Consider the following 22,310-nt stretch of genomic DNA (forward strand, 5'->3'; position numbering starts at 1 on the left):
ATGTTGTTATTTTGCGAACAATAAATTCAAGCATGAAAAACGGTTTTTACAATATTTTATTTATTATTTCTATTGCCCTAATTATTGCTAGCTGCGCCAATAGAGGTACGCCAGATGGTGGAGAAAAAGATATTTTACCACCTGTAATTGTTAAATCTGTTCCAGAAAACTACACGACAAATTTTAATAGTAAAGAAATTAGAATTTATTTCGATGAGTATATTAAAACAAAAAATCTAACTCAGCAACTGGTTATTTCGCCTCCAATGAAAACACAACCAGACATAACACCTCTTGGTTCTGCTAGTAAATATATTACAATTAAAATTTTCGACACACTACAGCCAAATACTACCTATGCGTTTAATTTTGGGAATAGTATTGTGGATAATAACGAAGAAAATCCGTTTAAATATTTCAGATACGTTTTTTCAACTGGATCTTATATAGATTCACTTTCTGTAAAAGGAATTATTAAAGATGCGTTAATTCCTGAAGTAGATGAGTTTGTTTCGGTTGCTTTATATGAAATGGATTCTACGTATTCCGATTCACTTATATATAAAAATCAACCAAATTACCTTACTAATACATTAGATAGCACAACCAATTTTAAAATTGAAAATATAAAAGCAGGTAAATACATGCTTCGTGCAATCAAGGATAAAAATGGTGATAATAAGTTTCAGCAAAAAACAGAAAAAATAGCCTTTTACGAAACACCAATTACGCTACCTCAAGACACTTCTAAAACTTTTGAGCTTAAACTGTTTTCTGAAAATGTAAATTACAGAGCATCAAAACCTAGTTTAGTAGCCGGTGAAAAAATTATTTTTGGTTACGAAGGTGATTATAAAAATACCAAAATAGAATTACTCTCTAAAGTAACAGACAGTTTTAAAGGTCGCTATTATAAAGACGAAAAAACCGATTCGCTTTTATATTATTACAACCCAAAATTAAAAGTCGATTCGTTAATATTTAAAATTAGTAACCGAAAAAAAATCGACACATTTACAGTTAGACTTAGAGATAAAGAACGCGATTCTTTAATTATAAAGCCTAAGACAAAAGGTTTTATTGGTATGGAAAAAGACTTTTTTATCACCGCAAATATTCCTTTTGAAAGTATAGATGAAACCAAAATTGCAATACGGGACAAAGACTCTGTACTAGTCGATTTTAAAACCGAATATGATAGTTTAAATAATAGTTACGCTGTTAAATTTAATAAAACTTTAGATAACGAGTACAAAATACAAATGCTACCAAATGCATTATTAGACTTATTTAATAATACCAACGACACGCTAAATTTTGGAGTTAAAACGCTAGACAAATACAAACTGTTTAACCTAAGAACTATACTTGTAAACGCAAAATATCCAGTAATTGTGCAGCTTACAGATTCTAAATATGAAGTCGTTGCCGAACAATACATTGAAAAATCGCAACCTATAGATTTCAATTATTTAGATCCTCAAAAATTCTTTTTACGTGTTATTTACGATACTAATAAAAATGGAAAGTATGATACTGGAGATTACCTAAAAGGCATCCAACCAGAACGTGTAAGTTATCAGCTAGAAGTTATTGAGGGCACAGCTGGTTTTGATGAAACGCTAACATTTAAACTTCTAGACTAAAAGTATCCTTATCATTCAAAAAACCTAGGTGTCTTCTGTTTTTTTCGATATGAGATTTATTTAATGTTATAATTTCTGTAGTTTCTTTTCCGCTATTATCGCTGGTGAGTTTTTCTCCTAAAACATCGTAAACGGCAGAATGCCCTGGATATTCAAAACTATTACCATCAAGTCCTACTCTATTTACACCAATGCAGTAAGTCATGTTTTCTATTGCTCTTGCTTTTAATAAAGCATCCCAAGCGGCAATTCTTTGTTTTGGCCAATTAGCAACATAAAGCAACACATCGTAATTTTCTGTATTTCTTGCCCAAACAGGAAAACGAAGATCGTAACATACTTGCGGACAAATACTCCAACCTTTATATTCAATAATTACTTTTTTTGCTCCTGAAGTAAAGACTTTGTCTTCTCCTGCAAGCGAGAAGCTATGTCTTTTATTGTATTGTATTATTTCTCCATTTGGTTTTACAAAAAGAAGTCTATTATAATATTTAGCATCTTCTGTAATAGCAATACTCCCAACAATGGCTGATTGCTTTTGCCTAGCTATATCTTGCATCCAAGCTACAGTTTTACCTTGCATCGTTTCTGCAATGGCTTCAGCATTCATGTTAAAACCAGAGGTAAACATTTCTGGTAAAACAATTAAATCTACGGCTTCAACAATAGCATCTATTTTAGCATGGAAGCTAATGCGGTTTTCTACCGCATTCTCCCAAACTAAATTAGATTGTACAATTGCTATTTTTAATTTTTCTGCCATATTAAAGCTTACCTAAACGTTTTTCTGCTTTAGCTATATTACTTCTTAGTTTTTCGAATTTCTTTTCCCACTTTTCATGATCGTCTGGAGAAAGCTTACCTTTTCTTTTTAATTTTTCGAATTTCTTATTTTGAGACTCATACTTATCTTTTGCTTTGCTTAAATTATTTTCAGCAGATTCTATTTTCTTTTCTGCCTTTTCTTTCTTTTTAAGCTCTTTCTCAATAGCCTTCGTTTCTTTTTCTGCTTTTTTCTGTGCTTTTTGAATACTTTTAAGCTCTTTTTCTCTGTCCTTTTCTGCGTCTTTTAGTTTCTTCTCTTCTCTCTCTTTTGCTTTTTCGGCATCTTTCTTTTCTTTTTCGGCCTTCTTAACTTCTTGCTTAGCCTTTTCTTCTTGCTTTTCTTTAGCTTTTTCAGCGGCCTTTAATTCCTTTTCCTGCTTCTCTACTTCTTCTTTAGCTTTCTCAAGCGCATCTTCTTGCGTTTTAACCGCCTCGGTTGCTGCTTCTGCTTGTTTAAACATTTCAACCTTTTGTTCTTCGGTAAAAGTTGAAGACACATCTTCTCCGTCTAAAAGAATCTTACTCTTTACAATTTTGTAAGTCTTTCCATTACTTAAAATTTCTTGTGCACTCATACTAAAGCTTAATCCTAAAAAGAAAGCTAGTAAAATTAAATTTTTCATTATTATTTGTTTTATTATTTTAGTTATCATGGAATAATCAAAGATATTGCCAAATTAATAGTATCACTATATTTTATTAATTATTTCTGCTGCTTTTTTCAAGGTCTCATCTGTTTTCGCAAAGCAAAAACGTAAGACTTTATCATCTTTATTATTATCGTTAAAAACCGATAATGGTATTGCTGCTAAACCGGATTCTATGGTTAATCGCGTTGCAAAATCAACATCGCTTTCTTTAGTGATTTCAGAAAAATCTAACACCTGAAAATAGGTTCCTTTTGCTGGAACATATTTAAAACGAGAGTCTTTAATTAGACTTAAAAACAAGTCTCTTTTAGTTTGATAGAATTCTGAAAGCCCCAAATAGTTATTCGGTTCTTTTAAATAGTCTGCTAATGCTTTTTGAGTTGGATGATTTACACTAAACACATTAAACTGATGCACTTTTTTAAACTCATCCATTAATATTTTTGGAGCACAACAATAACCAACTTTCCAACCTGTATTATGAAACGTTTTTCCAAAAGAGGCCGTTATAAAACTTCTTGCTTTTAAACCCGGAAACTTACAAGCGCTTTCATGTTCGAGACCATCATAAATAATATGCTCGTAAACTTCATCACTCAAAACAATGCAATTGGTATTCTCTGTTAGTTTTTGAAGCGCTAACATATCGTGTTTAGCAAAAACACTTCCACTTGGGTTTTGTGGTGTATTTATAATAATCATTTTAGTTTTTGAAGAAAAATGAGTCGCTACTTCTTCCCAATTCACCTTATAATGTGGCGCATTTAATTGAATAGAAATGGTTTTCCCGCCATTAATTTCTATTGCAGGTTCGTAACAATCGTAAGCCGGACGAAAAATTATCACTTCATCGTTAGGCCTTATAAAAGTTGAAATTATAGTATAAATAGCCTGCGTTGCTCCGGCAGTTACCGTTATTTCGGTTTCAGGATTATAAGTCGAATTGTACAACAACTCCATTTTCTTAGCAATGGCTTCTCGCAAATCCATATTTCCAGGCATTGGCGCATATTGGTTGTAACCAGAATTCATCGCTTTCGAGACTAAATCTATTAGTTTTGAATCACTTTTAAAATTAGGAAATCCTTGAGACATGTTAATAGCATTATGCTTATTCGCCAAAGCACTCATTACCGAAAATATAGTTGTCCCAACATTAGGGAGCTTAGATAGATGTTTCATACCCTAAATATAACTAGAAATTCGATGAATTTTAACAAATTTTAGTTCTCGATTTTTTATATTTGAGGCTATTCAAAAAAAAACAAATCGACTATGAAATTTTTAAAATTCATTTTACTATTAATTACAGTTAATGTTTCGGCACAGCAAGGCGGAATGTGGATTCCTTCGCTTTTAGAAGGCATGAACGAAGACGAAATGACAAATCTTGGTAGTAAACTAACGGCCAAAGATATTTACGATGTAAACAACTCAAGCTTAAAGGATGCAATTGGCCACTTTAATGGCGGCTGTACTAGTGAAATTATTAGTGATCAAGGATTAATTTTAACCAATCACCATTGTGGTTTCGGACAAATACAAGCACACTCTTCTTTAGAAAACGATTATTTAAAAGATGGTTTTTGGGCAATGAATCTTGAAGACGAATTACCAAACGAAGGTTTATACATAGAGTTTATAGTTAGCATTGAAGATATAACTTCTAAAGTGCTATCTGGCGTAGCTGAAGCTATGACCGAAAAAGAGAAGCAATCTCAAATTAGTAAAAACAGTAACGCAGCAGAAAGTGCAACTACTAAAGAAGATTGGCAAGACACTAAAGTAAAATCTTTTTACAATGGTAACCAGTACTTTCTATTTGTAACAGAACGTTTTGAAGATATTCGTTTAGTTGGTGCACCACCAACAAGCATTGGGAAATTTGGTAGTGATACAGACAATTGGGTTTTCCCAAGACATACAGGAGATTTTTCTATGTTTAGAATTTATGCAGATGCTAATAATAGACCAGCAAAATATAGTAAAGACAACAAACCATACAAGCCAAAACACTTTTTACCAATCTCTTTAGATGGTATTGAAGAAGGTGATTTTACACTTGTTTTTGGTTTCCCTGGACGTACAAACGAGTATTTACCAGCAGTAGCTATCGAGCATATTACAAAAGATTTTAACCCAAGTAATATTGCTATTCGTGAAGCAGCTTTAAAAGTAATTGATAATGCAATGAAATCTAGTGATGATGTACGTATTAAATACGCCTCTAAACAAGCAAGAATTGCAAATGCATGGAAAAAATGGATTGGCGAGAACTTAGGAATTGAAAAAAGTAATGCAGTAGCAGAACGTCGCAAATTTGAAGCTGAATTTACCACTGCTTTAACAACAAAAGATTTAGTTAACAAATACGGAAGCATTTTACCAGAATTTGAAAACCTTTATAAGGATTTTGCTGATGTAAATATTAAACGTAGAAACTTTATTGAAGTGTTTATTGTTACCAACGAGTTAATGCAAATGACGTTTAGAGCTTACCAAATGGAAGCTGCCATAACTAGCAATCCAGATATTTTTGAGCGTGCTAAAACAGGAACGATTGATATTTTAAAAGGTATTCATAAAAATTACGATGTTACTGTAGATAAAGGTGTTTACAAGGCTGTTATGCCAATGTATACTTCTAATGTAGATGCTTCAATTTACGATAAAACAGCTTTTACAAGTTTAGAATCTACTTTAGCTTTATTTGAAGGTGATCAAAAAAGCATATTAAAAAAGCTAAATAAAGATGCTGCTTACAAATATGCTAAGCCAATTATTGAAAATTATTACAAAAATATTGACCCTCAATTTCAAGAAAAAAACGAGGTAATAACAGCATTACAAACTAAGTACATGACTGCCTTAATGGACGCTTTGCCAGATGCACGTTATTTTCCAGATGCTAACAGTACATTGCGTGTTACTTACGGTCAAGTACGTGGTTATGCTCCAAGAGATGCCGTTTACTACGAGCCTGTAAGCTACCTTGATGGTGTTATTGAGAAGTTTGTACCTGGTGATTACGAATTTGATGTACCAAAAAAATTACGCGATTTACACGCAGCTAAAGATTACGGACAATATGCAGACAAAAACGGAAAAGTACCTGTTTGCTTTTTAGGAACAAACCATACTACTGGTGGAAACTCTGGAAGTCCTGCTATTGATGCACATGGAAACTTAGTTGGACTTAATTTTGACCGCGTATGGGAAGGTACAATGAGCGATATGAACTATGATCCTGAAATTTGTCGAAACATTATGGTAGATGCTCGTTATGTGTTATTTATTGTTGATAAGTTTGCAGGTGCAACGCGATTGATTGATGAGATGAAATTGGTTCATCCTAAGAAGAAGTAAATATAATGGAAATTAATATTCACTACGAAATAGACACTATTTCTGATATATATGAAGATTATGTCTATATGTCCAAATACGAGACAAAAAGTGAAGAAAAAGGAACTTGTAAATATTGTGGTACGACAGATTTAAATAAATTTAAATCTAAAGCTCATTTAGCACCAGAATTTACTGGAAACAAGGACTCTTTTTGCTATAATGAATGCGATGATTGTAACAACACCTTCAGCGCATATGAATATAGCTTAAAAAGCTTTGGAGCTTTTAAGAACTCTCACTTACCAATTAAAGGAAAAAAGAAATTTCCAAAATACGTTGATGGTTATCATGGTTACTCTCTTCAATTTAAAGATGATAACTCGCTAATGATTAGCACTAAAAAGGAAGGTGATTTTTTAAAAGTATCTGATGACAAAGTGAAAATTAAATCTTTAACAATGCCTTTCGTTCCTCTCAACGTGTACAAATGCTTAGTAAAAATAGCTTTTTCATTAATGGAAGATAAAGATTTCAATAAATTCAAATCTGGGATTTCATGGTTAATGGGTAAAAAAGAAAAAACAACACCATTGATACCGCATATCATGCTTTATAATCCTAATCAAAAACCTATAAGTAAACCTATAGCGTTACTATTAAAAAGAAAAATTGACTACAATGCGCCAGAATTTAGTTTTGTTTTCATTTGGGGATTTTACATTTTTCAGGTTTTTCCACCTTTTAATGTATTAGATAAAAATTTAGATTTCGCAAATTTAAAACTTCCCATCATGAATGAATTTATCACTAAAAACGAAGAAGGTAAATTTGGTGTATCACATTATGATATGAATCACCTAGAAAGAATACAGTCTTTAGAAAAAATAACATTTGGCTTAAAAAAAGATAGAAATATTAAATCATAAGATTCCTCCTCGTTCGGAATGACAGATAGACTAATTTTATGTTAACCTAAAAACACAATCGTATGTGCTCCTCTCTTTAGTTAAAGAGAGGTGGTTTTAATCTTAGATTAAAATCGGAGAGTTTGAAGATAAAAGAGCAAAGCGATTTTTTATTTAGCTCCTATTTCTTTCAATTTCTTTTCGGAAATTAAAATTCATTCTCCTCTTAAAAATAAGAGGAGAGCACTAAAAAACAAACATTTTAATACACATAAAGTGTTTTATTAGGTTTACCCAATCTTCAATTTACGTAACAATTCCTGCTTATAAGTTCGACCAATTGGCAATCTATTACCAGAAACAAAAATTTCGTTTCCAGCAATTTTATCTACATAATTCTTATTAATAATAAACGATTTATGTATTTGAATAAAGTTTTCGTTTGGCAATTTCTCCACCCAATTTTTAAGTGAATCGATATACGATAATTTTTGTGTTTTTGTAATTACAGTAATATAATTTCTATCGCTTTCGATATGAAGAATATCGTTAATAACAATTTTATGATGTGTTTTATCGACGTTTAAAAACAAGATTTCAACACTATTTTCTTCGGAAGTATTTTGTGGTTTTTTAATAAAGTTTTCAGCTTTATTTACAGCTTTTAAAAAGCGATCGAAAGCAAATGGCTTTACAAGATAATCTACAATAGTATCTAGTGCAAAACTATCTGCAGCGTAATCTGGATATGCAGTCGTCATTATTATTGCTGGAGGATTTTTTATTGTTTTTATAAAATCTATTCCTGAAATATCTGGTAAATTAATATCTAAAAAAACAACATCTACAGTTTCATTTTTAAAAAACGAATGTGCTTCAATCGCAGCTTGAAATGCACCTTTTAATTCCATATTTGGTAACTTACCTAAAAAGTTTTTCAGGATGTTTTGAGCTGGAATTTCGTCTTCTATTATTATACAGGTCATTTGTTTATGTTTTTCTAAATGGTTACGTTTTGACACTTCGAGTGATTTCGTTTTTTTAACGAAATTGTATCGAGAAGCTATTTTAAAATGTTCTCGATACTAAATTGCAAAAAAGCAATTTCACTCGAACTGACAGAATCGTTTTATTTTAAATTTAATTTCAAAATCACAACAAACTGTTCTGCTTTTTTAATATCGAAACTATAATTGTCTTTATAAATTAACTGTAATCGTTTTTCTAAGTTTTGCAAACCTATCTTAAAATCGGTTGAAGTCACCTGGTCTTTATTGTAATCGTTACTACACACACATTCTAGAACACTATCTTTTTCAATAATTGAAATAGAAATATCACTATTTAATGTACTGTGTTTAAAAGCATTTTCAATGATAGTAATTAATAGTAAAGGTGCTATTTTTTTATGTGCCGAATTTACTTCAGTTTTATAAAAAATCTGTTTTACACCTTCGGTTCTAATGCGTTGAAACTTGATGTAATTATCTAAAAACTGAAGCTCTTTTTCTAGCGAAATGGTTTTTGCATTGCTTTCATACAACACATGTTTTAAATTATCAGATAGCATTAAAATAAGCTCTGGTGTTTCTGCTGGCTTTTCTATAGAATAAGAATAAATCGTGTTTAAATTATTAAATAACACATGCGGATTTATTTGCGATTTTAGGAATTTTAATTCCATTTCTGCATGTTCTTTTTTTACTTGCTCAACTTCAGCTTGCTTATCTATAAAACGATATAAAACCCAAACAAACGAAAAGAAAATAAGTGGAACCAACGTTTGCCAAAGGTAATCACTGAGGCATTTCATTATAGAACAACCGCATTGTGCAAATACATTACAGTACAATTGTGTGGCAAAAAAGGAAATAATAGCGAAAACAAACACATAAGGTATGTACCATTTTTTCTTTACAAAAAATGGTAATAAGACGAAGTTATTAGCATAAACAATAACAACAAGTATAGATAAATACTGTAAAAAAGGATTCTCTTTCCAGTAATACCTTGAAAAAATAGATAACGATACAAACACAAAAAGCATCCAAAATAGAATGTGTACTAATAATTGCGACCCGTGTTTTTTAATAAATGATTGTTTCACATTTGAAATGTACTTAGAATTGATTGAACCATCAAAAAAGGAAGTATAAAAACCATGTTTAGTAATGCAAACAACATGTTTTAGTTTCGTTTGCTACTTTAAGAGTGCTGTTTGTACAGATTTTTAGAAAAGGACTCTTCCTCATTTTACTTTTGGCTTAACTAATAAATCAATCATCATGACACGAACAGTAATCATCACAGTAATACTTAGCCTTTGCCTTTCTTTTGGCTTTTCTCAATCTCTAAACAAACGAGTAAAATATGGAGATAACAAAGACATGCTTCTTGGGGAAATAGACAAAAATGGATTACAATCTGCTCCTTTTAATACTTGGTTTAATAAAAACCACGACGATTATATTGTAAACAAAAACCTTGTAAAAACGTTTAAAAAAGACTTAAAAAACTATACTATTAAAGCTTTTTTAGGCACTTGGTGTGGAGACAGTAAAAAAGAAGTTCCAAGATTCTATAAGGTTTTAGAAGCTGCAAATTTCCCAATGAACCAGTTAGAAACTTTTGCTTTAGACAAAAGTGACGACGCTTACAAACAAGGTCCAAATGGTGAAGAAAAAGGATTAAACATACATAGGGTGCCAACTTTTATTTTCTACAAAAATGGGAAAGAAGTTAACCGAATTGTAGAACACGCAAAAGAAACTTTTGAGCACGATATACTAAGTATAGTAAATACCGATCATTATAGACAAAACTATATTGCTGTGGATTACTTGCATTCTTTATTAGAAGACAAATCGTTAGATTCTCTTAAAGCAATTAAAACAGATTTAACCAAAAAACTTGGCAGATTTGTAAAAAGTAGTGGTGAATTAAACACCTTTGGCTATGTCCTTTTAAGAAGTAAACAGATTGAAAAAGCACTATATGTTTTTGATTTAAACACAAAATTATATGCTTACAAGCTTGGTGTTTACGATAGTTTAGCTGAAGCTTTTTTTGTTGCCGAGAATTACAATGAAGCTTTAAAAAACTACTATAAAGTATTAAGTATAATGCCTAACGACAAAAATGCTTTGGAAATGGTGGATAAAATAACGAAGCTTAATAGTTAAAAATAACAGCTTCTCGATGCACTTTTTTCATGCTTCAAAAATCACTCGAAGTGACAGAGTAATCTTAAATTGAAACTCGTTGTCAGTTCGAGTGATGCGACTAAAGGAGCATTGTATTGAGAACTTATCTTTATTTAAAATGCTTCTCGATACAATTTTCTCGTGCCTCAAAAATCACTAGAAGTAACAGAATAAATTTATACTCAAACATGTTGTCAGTTCGAGTGAAATTGTTTTTTTCAATTTTGTATCGAGAACATTCTAAAACTATAAATAGCTATACAATCTCCATCTTCTTCAACAGAAAACTAGCATTCATATTCTGGCAAATTCCTTTTTTAAAGGTATAATCGAAATACAACTCATCGTCAATTATCTGTGCATCGAAATAGTAGTTTTTAACTTCCTCGAGTTCTTTTTCAATTTCACAAAGGCTTAAATCGTGTGTAGCAATAATACCAGTAGCATTACTTGCTACTAACTTCTCTACAAACTTTCTAGAACCTATGGCTTTATCTGTGCTATTTGTGCCTTTTAGAATTTCGTCTAGAATAATAAAGTAACTATCCGTTTTAATAGCATCGACAATGTATTTTAAACGCGTTAACTCAGAAAAGAAGTATGAACTATCATCTGTTAACGAATCGCTTGTTCGCATACTTGTAATTAATTTTACAGGAACATACTCACTTGTCTTTGCACAAACAGGTAAACCAACATTTGCCATAACAATATGCAAGGAAACCGTTCTTAAAAACGTACTCTTTCCAGCCATGTTTGCACCTGTGATTATAAAAAACTGTTCCGTTTCTATATTAAAATCGTTATCTACACGTTTCTCCGTTTTTAATAAAGGATGTCCTAATTCGGTAACTTTAGTTTGTTTGCCTTGTTCTAAAATTTCAGAATACACATACTCTTCATGATTAAAAGCGTAGTTTCCCAAACTATTATAAGCATCGAAAAAGGTAACCACTTCAAACCAATCTTCAACTTTATCATGGTACGTTTCAATCCATTGCTCGATGGCATAACTGTTTTTAATATCTGTTAGAAAATAACCATTTCCAAAAATAGCAGAAATAAGATTATTTCTATTATCTAAAGCATCCATTGCCTTAGACAAATCTGTTAAAATAGAAGAGGCTTTCTTTCCTTCTAATTGAATTTCTTTTTGTTTCTCAATAAGTAATGTTGAAGAAAATGTTTCATTTTCGATAGCATTTAAGAGTTGAGCATATTGTCTAAACGTATCTCTAATTTTATCTGTGTTTGCAGCTAAATCATTTATCTTTTTTAAATACTTACCTGTTACTGCTAGCCCGATTAATAACCAATATCCGAAAAACTCAATAGAAATTACTTTTGTAATACCTAAAACCAGAAGTAAGGCTGAAATAATAACAAATACTAATGGCAATCGTTTTAACGCTTTAGGCAAAAATGATTTATGTTTGTGTAACCAAGAAACAATTTGGTCTGGTTTTGTTTCTACTTTTATCAAGTTTGCAGTAGCTTGAAAATGTTGTCTCCATTCTGGTTTAGTAGACAACTCTTGTATTGCTTCCTGTCTTTTTTCTATGTTTAAAATATTGTTAGCCTTAAGTGCATTTGACAATGCTAATGCTCCAATTTTTGTTGCTGTTCTATTTACAAATTGAAAGAAAGAACCACGACCAAACAAATCGATATCTAAAGCATAATTATGAAGCGAATCTTGAAATTCTAAGCCTTCATTTCTATCAAAAAAGTCACCAGAACCAATTTTTAGTTCTTCTTCATTTATAGCAAGTAATGCTTTTTTTAAAGCATATTCAGACTTTAAAGCTGTGTGTTTTGATAATAAAAATAGAAATACAAACACACCAATTAAGCCACATCCTAAAGCTATTTGCCAATTACTAAACGTAAAATAAACAACTACAATTGTAGCTATAAAAGCTAATAGTCTAGCAGTACTTAAAAGGGTAAGTTGCTTGTGTAATTTTGAAACTTCTCCTTTATAAGTTTCGAGTTGTTGTTGATAATATTGAGTTGAATCTTGCATTATTTTATAATTCTATAGCATCAAATTTTGTAAAAACTTGAATAATTGTTTCTACTGCGTCTTGATAAAATTGGTTATCAATTCTTTCAAAATCATCAGTTGGTTTGTGGTAATCTTCATGATCTGCCACTCCAAAATAGATAAACGGAATATCTGCTTTATGAAACGCAGCGTGATCACTAGAATTAGTCCAGTTATCTCCATCACCCAATCCTTCGTGACCAATTAGTAAATCTACTTTACCTAAATCTTTAAAATTTTCTATTGTTGGTTTTAAATGCGGATAATATCTCGATCCCACTGCGAAGAGTTCGTTTCTATCGCTTCGGCTAATCATATCCATATTTAAGTTTAACACTATATTTCTTTGCTGAATTGTATTGTCTTTTACAAAATGGTAAGCACCTTTTAAACCTAATTCCTCGCCATCGAATGCAGCTAAAATAACATTATGCTTTGGTGGATGGGTTTTAAAATATTCTGCGAAAGCGACTAATGCACTTATACCTGAAGCATCATCGTCTGCTCCATTGTATATCTTTCCGCCTTTTACTCCTTCGTGATCGTAATGTGCCGATAAAACTATATACTTATTTGTATGTTCTGTACCTTCAATTAATCCTAAAATATTTTCAGCGTCATATTTACCAAAAGTAAATGGCTGGCCATAAGTTGCTCTCAAAGGTTTTACGTCTTCTTGTTTAAAAGCTTTAATAATATAATCTTTAGCTTTTTTCGCACCTTCAGTTCCTGTTCTTCTGCCTTCAAAAGCATCAGAAGATAACGTTTTAATGTTTTTAAGTAAGGTTTTAGTTGAGTATGAATAAGTGGTTATTGGTGTTGTATTCTCAACCTTTTTTGGCGCCTCTGTTGTTTGTGTTTTACAACCTACAAGCGAAATACCTAAGGCTAATATATATAATGGATATGTTCTTTTCATATTAAAAATAATTATACGTAAAGCTAATAAAAAAACCCAAGCGAGTGGCTTGGGTTTTTATTTATTTAAGACTCTTAGCAATTGCTCTGAGTGTTAGTTCTATTCTTATTATCCTTTTAAAGAAGCTCCTAAATACTCACGATTCATACGTGCAATATTTTCTAAAGAAATACCTTTTGGGCATTCAACTTCACAAGCTCCAGTGTTAGTACAGTTACCAAAACCTTCGTCGTCCATTTGCTTAACCATGTTTAAAACACGGTCGGTAGCTTCAATTTTACCTTGAGGTAACAATGCAAATTGAGATACTTTTGCTCCAACAAATAACATTGCTGATGAGTTTTTACAAGATGCTACACAAGCACCACAACCAATACAAGTTGCTGCTGAAAAAGCATCGTCTGCATCTTCTTTGTTAATTGGAGTTGCATTAGCATCGATAGTATTACCAGATGTATTTACAGAAATAAATCCTCCTGCATGTTGAATACGATCGAAAGAACTTCTATCTACAATTAAATCTTTTACTACAGGAAATGCAGTGGCTCTAAAAGGCTCAATAGTAATAGTATCGCCATCTTTAAACATACGCATGTGTAACTGGCAAGTTGTTACACCACGATCTGGTCCATGAGCTTCTCCATTAATATATAATGAACACATACCGCAAATTCCTTCACGACAATCGTGATCGAAAGCTACTGGCTCTTCATCTTTATTAATTAGTTGTTCGTTTAAAACATCTAACATTTCAAGGAAAGACATATCTGGAGAAATATCGCTGACTTTATAATCAACCATACTTCCTTTATCACTAGCGTTTTTTTGACGCCAAATTTTTAACGTTAAATTCATAACTATTTTAGTATTTAGTGAATAGCGAAAAGCGATAAGAAGGTTAGTTCTTTTCTTCCAGTTTTCTTATCAAAGAATTTAGCATCTTGCTAATCTCAATAATCAAACTTTCTACTGCTTTGCTATCATTTATATAGTTTAACTGTTTTGTTATTAATATTTGTGTTTCCAACTCGTATAAAGAACCTCTTGAAATCCTTAAGAATTGAATGTAATTTTTTCTTGATAATCTTCCCCAGCCTTCAGCGATATTAGAAGGAACAGAAACCGAACATCTTCGCATTTGACTTGTTAATCCAAATCTCTCATCATCAGGAAGCATTTTTGTTAATTCATAAATTTGAGTTACCAGTTTCATTGACTTTTGCCAAACTATTAACTCTTTATATGATTTTATACTACTCACTAATTCCGTATCGTTTTTCCCTAACTCCTCTTCGCTATTTCACTAATTTCTACTTATAAGAACGTTGCTTCAACTCAATATCCTTGAACTCTAATTCTTCTTTGTGTAAAACGGCATCGCTAGGTTCTCCTTTGTATTCCCAAGCAGAAACATATGCAAAATCTTCATCGTTACGTTTTGCTTCTCCTTTTTGCTCACCATCTAACTCTACTGCATCTTCTCTAAAGTGTCCTCCACAAGATTCTTCTCTGTTTAAAGCATCTTTAGCGAATAATTCTCCTAATTCTAAGAAATCTGCAACACGACCAGCTTTTGCTAATTCTTCGTTGTATTCTTCGTTAGTTCCAGGCACTTTTACTTCTTTCCAGAATTCTTCTCTTAACGCTTTAATTTCAGCAATAGCTTCCGTTAAACCTTTTACATTTCTTGACATCCCTACTTTGTTCCACATGATTTTTCCTAATTTCTTATGGAAATAATCTACAGAGTGAGATCCTTTATTCGTTACAAAGAATTCTAATTGTTTTCGAACATCGTTTTCAGCTTCTTCAAATTCTTTCGAATCTGTAGAAATTGGTCCTGTTCTAATATCGTGAGATAAATAATCACCAATTGTATAAGGCAATACAAAATAACCATCTGCTAAACCTTGCATTAATGCCGAAGCACCAAGTCTGTTTGCACCATGATCAGAGAAATTTGCTTCTCCAATACAGTATAAACCAGGAACGGTTGTCATTAAGTTATAATCTACCCAAACACCACCCATTGTGTAGTGAACTGCTGGATAAATCATCATTGGTGTGTTGTATGGATCTTGATCTACGATCTTCTCATACATTTGGAATAAGTTTCCGTATTTATTTTTGATTACTTCTTGCCCTAATTTTTTAACAAGAGCAGCATCATTTTCGTCTAATCCTTTTACGTGAGCAGTTTCTTTACCGTAACGTTGAATTGCCGAAGCAAAATCTAAGAATACAGCTTCACCTGTTGCATTAACTCCAAAACCAGCATCACAACGCTCTTTTGCTGCACGAGAGGCAACATCACGAGGTACTAAGTTTCCGAATGCAGGATAGCGACGCTCTAAGTAATAATCTCTATCGTCTTCAGCTAATTCTCTAGGCTTTAAAGCACCAGATTTAATAGCCTCAACATCTTTCATGTGTTTTGGCACCCAAATACGTCCATCGTTACGTAAAGACTCAGACATTAACGTTAGTTTAGACTGATGATCTCCAGAAACTGGAATACATGTTGGGTGAATTTGTGTGTAACAAGGGTTTGCAAAATAAGCACCTTTTTTGTGTGCTTTCCAACCTGCTGTTACATTAGATCCCATCGCGTTAGTCGATAAGAAGAATACGTTACCATAACCACCAGTTCCAAGAACTACAGCGTGAGCCGAGTGACGTTCTACTTCTCCTGTAATTAAGTTACGTGTTATAATTCCACGAGCTTTTCCATCAACTTTAACAACGTCTAACATTTCGTGACGGTTGTACATTTTGATTTTTCCACGACCGATTTGACGGTTCATGGCAGAATAAGCTCCTAATAGTAATTGTTGTCCTGTTTGTCCAGCTGCGTAAAAAGTACGTGATACTAATACACCACCAAACGAACGGTTATCTAATAATCCACCATATTCACGTGCAAAAGGAACACCTTGAGCAACACATTGGTCAATTATATTTGCAGAAACCTCAGCTAAACGATACACGTTAGCCTCACGAGAACGGTAATCTCCACCTTTTACAGTATCGTAAAATAATCTGTAAGTAGAATCACCATCTCCTTGGTAATTTTTTGCTGCATTAATTCCTCCTTGCGCTGCAATAGAGTGTGCACGTCTTGGAGAATCTTGAAAGCAAAAAGCTTTTACGTTATATCCAAGTTCTGCTAAAGTAGCCGCAGCAGATCCACCAGCTAATCCAGTTCCAACAATAATAACATCTATGTTACGCTTGTTAGCAGGATTTACTAAGTCGATATGATTTTTATAATCTGTCCATTTATCTTTAATTGGACCTTGAGGTATTTTAGAATCTAAAGCCATAAATCTCTCTGTATATTAATGATTGAAATAATGAAACAATGCAATAAAAATGAATCCTAATGGAATACCAATTGCATAGATTTTACTAAATCTTTTTAATCCTTTTGTATATTTATTATTTGCTCCAACCGACTGGAAAGCCGAATCGAAACCGTGTAGTAAGTGTAATGCTAAGAATACAAATGCAACTACATAAAGTACAACTCTCCATAAATCTACAAACTTATGTTGTAGCTCTTCGAAGTATCTGTAACCGCTTGCTGCATTGTTTGGATCTATAAGACCAGACATATCACCAACAATAAACTTTGTGTTTATTTCTGGAAACCAGAAATCGTAAAAATGAAGACAAACAAATGCTAAAATTGCAGCTCCACTCCAAATCATGTTTCTACTCATCCATGAAGAATTTGCTCCTCCATTGTTTTTTGCATAACTAATTTGTCTTGCTTTGTTGTTTTTAATTTCTAAAACAAATCCCATTACAAAATGGAAAACAACACCGAAAATCAAGACGGGTTGTAATACATATTGTACTAACGGAAAGGTTCCCATAAAATGAGAAACATCGTTGAAAGTCTCTGGACTAAACACCGAAAGTATGTTTATTGAAAAATGTTGAAGTAAGAAAAACATTAGAAAGAATGCTGAAAGTGCCATCGCAAACTTTCTTCCTATTGAAGAATTTAAAATTCCGCTCATTATTTTTGTAGTTAAAGTATTGTTCCTACAAAGATACGGCGCAAACGCTTTCGCAACAAATTTTACTAGTTTTTAAAAAACTATTTAGAATGAGTATAATTTAGAGAACCATTAATCTATTTTTATTTCTATAAAATTAATCCAAAGTTGACCTCTGTCTCTATACCTTTTCCAATTAGAGAACATAAAAGCTCTATTATAATCTAGCTTGTTATTAAAATAAAGCTTCCCATTTACATATACTTTTATTGCCTTATTTAAATCTACCATTTCTGGCGAAATAGTAATATTAAACGATTTAATTCTTGAAGTTTCTACCCTAAACTCGTTATTACTATAACCTGCTTTAATTTTACCTGACTGTCTTGGGAAATCGAATGCTTTCTCACTAACCTCAACTTCTACTAAGCTATCATTATCGGTAAGCTTAAACCATTTGTTAATATCAAAATTCAAGGTTTTTTGCCATTTTTTTTTAGACTGAAGCGTATCTAATTTTGCATTTGCAATCCAATCTACAGTTCCATAATTATTATCATCAAACTCCCATTGAATATCTTTGGGAAGAGGATTCCTTTTTCTAATAACAAGATCTTTAAATAAAATATCGTACGCTGGTTCAGAGGCTTCGAAAGCCGGAAACCAATGCGGAAAACCATTATAGCGATAATCTTTATAATCCGCATTTAAAGTTGCCATTAACTTATTTAAACTGTCGTTAGCATTTGGCGGATAGTAATAATCTTGGTCTGTAGAAAAATTAATATAAGAACGTGATAACGCATTTTCTATAAAAGTGCCACCTGTATACACTTTAGGATGTGTATTAAAGCCGTAAAAGCCTGCAAATTGAGTTGGCTGTTTTACCAAGTATGAAAAAGAACCAGTTGCTCCATTAGAATGTCCTGAAATGTGAACTCTATTATCGTCTATATTTATTGCAGTTTTAAGTTGATTTACCATTTCTGGAATCATAAAAAAACCATCATCTCCGAGCATCCAATTAAAATTCTTATCACCTTTCGGGAAAACTAAAATAACATTATCAGCTTCTGCTCTTTTAGTATATCTAGCGTTATCGTACATTAAATTGAGTTTTGTTTCAAACTCTGAAAGTACATTACCTCTAACCGCTCCATGTAAATAAAATAATACAGCGTATTTCTTTTCAGGATTATAATTCTTGGGTAAATGCACAAAATAAGCCGTACTTGATGTATCGTTTATTTTAAATGAAATGGAATAATCCTGCTTTTGCTTAGGCAAATAATTGTTTGATGATTTGAGGTATTTATACAATTCGGGAGCTTCAAAATCACTTATCTCTGCACCTTTTTTAACGTTAAAAAATTCAGTTTCATCTGTTTTCAATTTTTCAAAAAACAGCTTTTTATCAAGTATTGCTTTTTCTTTTAACGCTACCCATCGATCCTCTTGCATTAGGTTTTTATAATCACCTTCAGCATATTCACCTAAAATATAATCCCAACCAGGATAACCAAACATATCTTCTTCAAGCGATGCTATTGGCTTTAGATATTTAAAAGCTTTATCAAAGTCTTTTATACCACTAGCAACAACACTCGCTTCGTAAACCGAATAGTCGTCTATACTATCTGGATATTTAGCAAATGCTTTTTCGTAAAGCTCAAGTGCTTTTATATGTACCGTAGAATCTTTGTCTAGAGACAACTCTTGAGCGGCTTCAATAATAGAAGTGTAAGATTGTTGTTTAGCACAACCAAACATCACGAAACAAAAAGCAAAACCAATAAACAATGTCTTCATAATAAATATATTTATTATTAAGGATAGATTTATTCCTCTATTGTTACAGTTTTAATATTATTCGATTTCAAAACCTTTAGTAACATTTTCTATAGAAATTAAATAATTTCCTTTTGGCAAATAATACTTATCGTTTTTAGCCTTATTAATATCTATTGTAGTATTCTCTTTTAATAGTTTTTTTCTTCCTTTTTCTGAAATTGTTAAATCGTAATCCACATAATTAAAACCTTTATCAACGTCGACTTCTATCGTTTGTAAAACTGAATTTTTATCGCTTTTAATCTCAATCGCTTTTTTACCAGAATTATTAGCATAAAACTTAATCTGTGTTGAAGGCTCATAAGGCTGCATCCATTTACTCCAGCTGTTTCCCCAACGTCCGTTAGCTCTTATCTTTTCTGTTTCAAAAATAGTAATTGTATTGTTTTTTAAACTCGCATTCATTTTTTGAAGCGGTTCGACATTGGTTTTGTAAATACTTCTTCCGTGTGTTGCAATTAACATATCGTTACTCCCTTCGTGCATTACAATATCGTGTACTGCTACCGTTGGCAATCCGTTAGAAAAAGCCTCCCAAGATTGTCCGCTATTAAAACTAACGTATACGCCATTATCTGTACCTAAATACAGTAGTTCTTCATTTGCAAAATCCTCTTTAATTACATTAACAGGCGAAGTAGGAATATTTGATGCAATAGACTTCCATGTTTGTCCGTAGTCTTCTGACACATAAACATAGGTTGAAAAATCGTCGAATCGGTAACCGTTTAAAGTAACATAAACACGTTCCTTTTTATGTTTTGAAGCAATAACTCTAGTCACCCACAAATCTTTAGGCAAACCATTACTAATATTATTCCATGAACCACCAGCGTTTTTAGTTACTTGTATTAGTCCGTCGTCACTTCCTGTGTACATTAAACCAAACTCGAAAGCCGATTCGCTAATTGTAGTTAAAGTACCGTAAGCTACATTTCCTTTTTTTCCGCCTTGCGTTAAATCTGGAGAAATTGACTTCCAAGTATCTCCTTTATCCATAGAACGCATTAATTTATTGCCTCCTAAATATAAAATATCTTGATTGTGTTTTGATAAATGAATAGGTGTTTGCCAATTAAAACGGTAAGGTGTCTCACCTAATTCATGCTTTGGCTGAATGTATTTTTGCGTACCAGTTTCTCTATTAATTCTATAATAATTACCAAATTGATAACCTGTGTACACAATATCCGAATTACGATTATCAATCTCAATTTGCATACCATCGCCTCCCATTAAAGACTCCCAAGGATACATACCTGTTTGGTGCCATCTCTTATCTTCTGGCGCATCATGCGCACCAACCCAAACACCATTATCCTGCAAACCACCGTACACACGATAAGGTTCTTGGTTATCCACATTTATAGCATAAAATTGCCCAACTGCTGGCGAGTTGTTTTTTATCCAGTTTTCACCATCATCGTAACTTATGTTTACACCACCATCGTTACCATTAACTAAATGTCCAGATTTTTTAGGATTTACCCAAAGTGCTTGATGATCTGCATGTACATTCTCTTTACTAATAGACGTAAAGGTTTTTCCGCCATCTTTAGATTTTAAAATGGGCACTCCCATTACGTAAATACCATCTACATTCTGCGTATCTACTCTAATTTCACCAAAGTAATACCCATAACTATAATACAAATCGTCTAAATAATCGTTGTGTGTTTTCTGCCATGTTTTACCACCATCGGTACTTTTATAAACCTCAGCTCCAATTACAGGCGTATCGAACAACATAGAATTAGCATCTTCTAAATAATGCGCTAAATCTATTGGTTTTACGTTTCCGCTACGTACCATTTGTTTTACGTTTTCGGCTCTATACTTTTCTTGAAAACCATTTGTTTTTAAAAAGGCATTCAACTTTTTATCTTCAAGACTTAAAAAATCTTGAGTACTCATGGTTTTAAAATCTTCTTTTTTAAGACCTCTTGTTTCTTCTTTTTTCCCTTCGGAAGGTCTCCTGAACTGACTATCGTGCAATGCATAAATAGTAGTATCATTGTATATTGCCAATCCTATTCTACCAACACCATTTCCTGTTGGAAAACCACTGTTTTCTGTAGATACTTTTTCCCAAGTTTCTCCAGCATCTGTACTTTTATATATAGCCGAATTATTTCCGCTACCATCAAAATTCCATGCTTTTCTGTTTTTAGTCCAAGACGAAGCAAACATAACATTGTAGTTATTTGGTGCATGTTGCACATCTATAATACCACTTACATTATCGACAAATAAGTTTTTGCTCCACGTTTTTCCGCCATCTTTAGTTTTATAAATGCCTCTGTCTTCAGATTTGGAATACAAGGCACCAGTAACTCCAACTACAACTTCGTTTACATTATTTGGATTGATTAAAATACGACCAATATGCTGAGAGTTTGGCAAACCTACATGCTCCCAAGTTTCGCCATTATTAATAGACTTTAAAATACCAATTCCCGAATAAGACGATCGAGAAGCGTTATTTTCTCCTGTACCCACCCAAATTGTTCGCGTGTTCCAATCTACAGCAATATCGCCTACATTTTGCGTTTGCGCACTGTCTAGAATTGGTGTAAAAGTGGTACCATTATTTGTAGTATGCCACACACCTCCAGAAGCATAACCAGCATAAAACTCTGCAGGATTTTCAGGGTTTACTGCTAAATCCACCACACGACCACTCATTACTGTTGGTCCAATATTTTTAAAAGGAACATTTTTTACTAAAGACTCCATTTGCAACACTGCTTTTTGCTGAAGTGCTTGTTGTACAGCTTCGGCATTTATTTGAGGTTGTTGTGCTTCGGTTTTAAGAATAACCAAAAAAGATAAAGCTAAAAAAATATTGAATTTCATAAAATGTATTTTTAAAAGTTTGAAGGTAACGATTATGTTAAATCTGAGCAAAA

At 32.4% G+C, this 22,310-nt stretch carries 17 protein-coding genes; 4 read left to right on the forward strand and 13 right to left on the reverse strand.

What is annotated here, in order from left to right; genetic code table 11:
- Positions 1–32: 32 nt before the first annotated feature.
- Positions 33–1,646: an Ig-like domain-containing domain gene (locus ASC44_RS07855; RefSeq protein ID WP_055447060.1), complete on the forward strand. Its 1,614-nt coding sequence runs from the start codon at positions 33–35 to the stop codon at positions 1,644–1,646.
- Here ASC44_RS07855 and ASC44_RS07860 read toward each other — a convergent pair.
- The 3 genes from ASC44_RS07860 to ASC44_RS07870 form a co-directional block, all read right to left on the reverse strand.
- Positions 1,630–2,412 carry an amidohydrolase gene (locus ASC44_RS07860; protein WP_055447061.1) on the reverse strand — a complete coding sequence of 261 codons (783 nt, stop codon included), beginning with the start codon at positions 2,410–2,412 and terminating at the stop codon, positions 1,630–1,632. The genes ASC44_RS07855 and ASC44_RS07860 overlap by 17 nt on opposite strands.
- 1 nt (position 2,413) lies before the next feature.
- Positions 2,414–3,097 (reverse strand): hypothetical protein, encoded by a 684-nt coding sequence (locus ASC44_RS07865; protein WP_152973294.1) that lies wholly within the window; start codon positions 3,095–3,097, stop codon positions 2,414–2,416.
- Positions 3,098–3,163: 66 nt separating this feature from the next.
- Entirely contained in the window at positions 3,164–4,306 is a 1,143-nt protein-coding gene (locus ASC44_RS07870; protein ID WP_055447063.1) for a methionine aminotransferase, read from the reverse strand.
- A 93-nt stretch (positions 4,307–4,399) separates the two neighbouring features.
- Here ASC44_RS07870 and ASC44_RS07875 point away from each other — a divergent pair, with 93 nt between their 5' ends.
- Both ASC44_RS07875 and ASC44_RS07880 read left to right on the forward strand, forming a co-directional pair.
- Positions 4,400–6,490, forward strand: a complete 2,091-nt coding sequence (locus ASC44_RS07875; protein ID WP_055447064.1) for a S46 family peptidase — start codon at positions 4,400–4,402, stop codon at positions 6,488–6,490.
- Positions 6,491–6,495: 5 nt separating this feature from the next.
- Positions 6,496–7,398 carry a hypothetical protein gene (locus ASC44_RS07880; protein WP_055447065.1) on the forward strand — a complete coding sequence of 301 codons (903 nt, stop codon included), beginning with the start codon at positions 6,496–6,498 and terminating at the stop codon, positions 7,396–7,398.
- Positions 7,399–7,667: 269 nt separating this feature from the next.
- Here the strand turns inward: ASC44_RS07880 and ASC44_RS07885 are convergent, their stop codons facing one another.
- Both ASC44_RS07885 and ASC44_RS07890 read right to left on the reverse strand, forming a co-directional pair.
- On the reverse strand, positions 7,668–8,363 hold the full coding sequence (locus ASC44_RS07885) for a LytR/AlgR family response regulator transcription factor (RefSeq protein ID WP_055447066.1): 696 nt from the start codon (positions 8,361–8,363) through the stop codon (positions 7,668–7,670).
- A 143-nt stretch (positions 8,364–8,506) separates the two neighbouring features.
- Positions 8,507–9,484: a sensor histidine kinase gene (locus ASC44_RS07890; protein ID WP_241491418.1), complete on the reverse strand. Its 978-nt coding sequence runs from the start codon at positions 9,482–9,484 to the stop codon at positions 8,507–8,509.
- Between the two features lie 178 nt (positions 9,485–9,662).
- Here ASC44_RS07890 and ASC44_RS07895 point away from each other — a divergent pair, with 178 nt between their 5' ends.
- Complete coding sequence (locus tag ASC44_RS07895; RefSeq protein ID WP_055447068.1) at positions 9,663–10,559, forward strand: thioredoxin domain-containing protein; 897 nt, start codon at positions 9,663–9,665, stop codon at positions 10,557–10,559.
- Between the two features lie 277 nt (positions 10,560–10,836).
- On the opposite strand, the gene ASC44_RS07900 is transcribed toward ASC44_RS07895, so the two are convergent.
- From ASC44_RS07900 to ASC44_RS07935, 8 genes are all read right to left on the reverse strand, one after another.
- Positions 10,837–12,606 (reverse strand): MutS-related protein, encoded by a 1,770-nt coding sequence (locus tag ASC44_RS07900; protein ID WP_055447069.1) that lies wholly within the window; start codon positions 12,604–12,606, stop codon positions 10,837–10,839.
- Positions 12,607–12,610: 4 nt separating this feature from the next.
- Positions 12,611–13,546, reverse strand: a complete 936-nt coding sequence (locus ASC44_RS07905; protein WP_152973295.1) for a M28 family peptidase — start codon at positions 13,544–13,546, stop codon at positions 12,611–12,613.
- Positions 13,547–13,654: 108 nt separating this feature from the next.
- Positions 13,655–14,401 (reverse strand): succinate dehydrogenase/fumarate reductase iron-sulfur subunit, encoded by a 747-nt coding sequence (locus tag ASC44_RS07910; protein WP_055447070.1) that lies wholly within the window; start codon positions 14,399–14,401, stop codon positions 13,655–13,657.
- Between the two features lie 43 nt (positions 14,402–14,444).
- A complete protein-coding gene (locus ASC44_RS07915; RefSeq protein WP_206542780.1) occupies positions 14,445–14,807 on the reverse strand; it encodes a four helix bundle protein in 363 nt (120 codons plus the stop codon).
- A 49-nt stretch (positions 14,808–14,856) separates the two neighbouring features.
- Complete coding sequence (locus tag ASC44_RS07920) at positions 14,857–16,869, reverse strand: fumarate reductase/succinate dehydrogenase flavoprotein subunit (RefSeq protein ID WP_055447072.1); 2,013 nt, start codon at positions 16,867–16,869, stop codon at positions 14,857–14,859.
- Positions 16,870–16,884: 15 nt separating this feature from the next.
- Positions 16,885–17,571 carry a succinate dehydrogenase cytochrome b subunit gene (locus ASC44_RS07925; RefSeq protein ID WP_055447073.1) on the reverse strand — a complete coding sequence of 229 codons (687 nt, stop codon included), beginning with the start codon at positions 17,569–17,571 and terminating at the stop codon, positions 16,885–16,887.
- Between the two features lie 111 nt (positions 17,572–17,682).
- On the reverse strand, positions 17,683–19,359 hold the full coding sequence (locus ASC44_RS07930) for an alpha/beta hydrolase-fold protein (RefSeq protein WP_055447074.1): 1,677 nt from the start codon (positions 19,357–19,359) through the stop codon (positions 17,683–17,685).
- 57 nt (positions 19,360–19,416) lie between these two features.
- Positions 19,417–22,257: a VPS10 domain-containing protein gene (locus ASC44_RS07935; protein WP_083476264.1), complete on the reverse strand. Its 2,841-nt coding sequence runs from the start codon at positions 22,255–22,257 to the stop codon at positions 19,417–19,419.
- Positions 22,258–22,310 lie beyond the last annotated feature (53 nt).

It is taken from the genome of Lacinutrix mariniflava (assembly GCF_001418015.1).
GTDB lineage: Bacteria > Bacteroidota > Bacteroidia > Flavobacteriales > Flavobacteriaceae > Lacinutrix > Lacinutrix mariniflava.

What these genes read in the sequence shown, in the direction of transcription:
- ASC44_RS07855 (WP_055447060.1), top strand. Translation starts at nt 33, where the DNA reads ATGAAAAACGGTTTTTACAATATTTTATTTATTATTTCTATTGCCCTA.
- ASC44_RS07860 (WP_055447061.1), bottom strand. Translation starts at nt 2,412, where the DNA reads ATGGCAGAAAAATTAAAAATAGCAATTGTACAATCTAATTTAGTTTGG.
- ASC44_RS07865 (WP_152973294.1), bottom strand. Translation starts at nt 3,097, where the DNA reads ATGAAAAATTTAATTTTACTAGCTTTCTTTTTAGGATTAAGCTTTAGT.
- ASC44_RS07870 (WP_055447063.1), bottom strand. Translation starts at nt 4,306, where the DNA reads ATGAAACATCTATCTAAGCTCCCTAATGTTGGGACAACTATATTTTCG.
- ASC44_RS07875 (WP_055447064.1), top strand. Translation starts at nt 4,400, where the DNA reads ATGAAATTTTTAAAATTCATTTTACTATTAATTACAGTTAATGTTTCG.
- ASC44_RS07880 (WP_055447065.1), top strand. Translation starts at nt 6,496, where the DNA reads ATGGAAATTAATATTCACTACGAAATAGACACTATTTCTGATATATAT.
- ASC44_RS07885 (WP_055447066.1), bottom strand. Translation starts at nt 8,363, where the DNA reads ATGACCTGTATAATAATAGAAGACGAAATTCCAGCTCAAAACATCCTG.
- ASC44_RS07895 (WP_055447068.1), top strand. Translation starts at nt 9,663, where the DNA reads ATGACACGAACAGTAATCATCACAGTAATACTTAGCCTTTGCCTTTCT.
- ASC44_RS07900 (WP_055447069.1), bottom strand. Translation starts at nt 12,606, where the DNA reads ATGCAAGATTCAACTCAATATTATCAACAACAACTCGAAACTTATAAA.
- ASC44_RS07905 (WP_152973295.1), bottom strand. Translation starts at nt 13,546, where the DNA reads ATGAAAAGAACATATCCATTATATATATTAGCCTTAGGTATTTCGCTT.
- ASC44_RS07910 (WP_055447070.1), bottom strand. Translation starts at nt 14,401, where the DNA reads ATGAATTTAACGTTAAAAATTTGGCGTCAAAAAAACGCTAGTGATAAA.
- ASC44_RS07920 (WP_055447072.1), bottom strand. Translation starts at nt 16,869, where the DNA reads ATGGCTTTAGATTCTAAAATACCTCAAGGTCCAATTAAAGATAAATGG.
- ASC44_RS07925 (WP_055447073.1), bottom strand. Translation starts at nt 17,571, where the DNA reads ATGAGCGGAATTTTAAATTCTTCAATAGGAAGAAAGTTTGCGATGGCA.
- ASC44_RS07930 (WP_055447074.1), bottom strand. Translation starts at nt 19,359, where the DNA reads ATGAAGACATTGTTTATTGGTTTTGCTTTTTGTTTCGTGATGTTTGGT.
- ASC44_RS07935 (WP_083476264.1), bottom strand. Translation starts at nt 22,257, where the DNA reads ATGAAATTCAATATTTTTTTAGCTTTATCTTTTTTGGTTATTCTTAAA.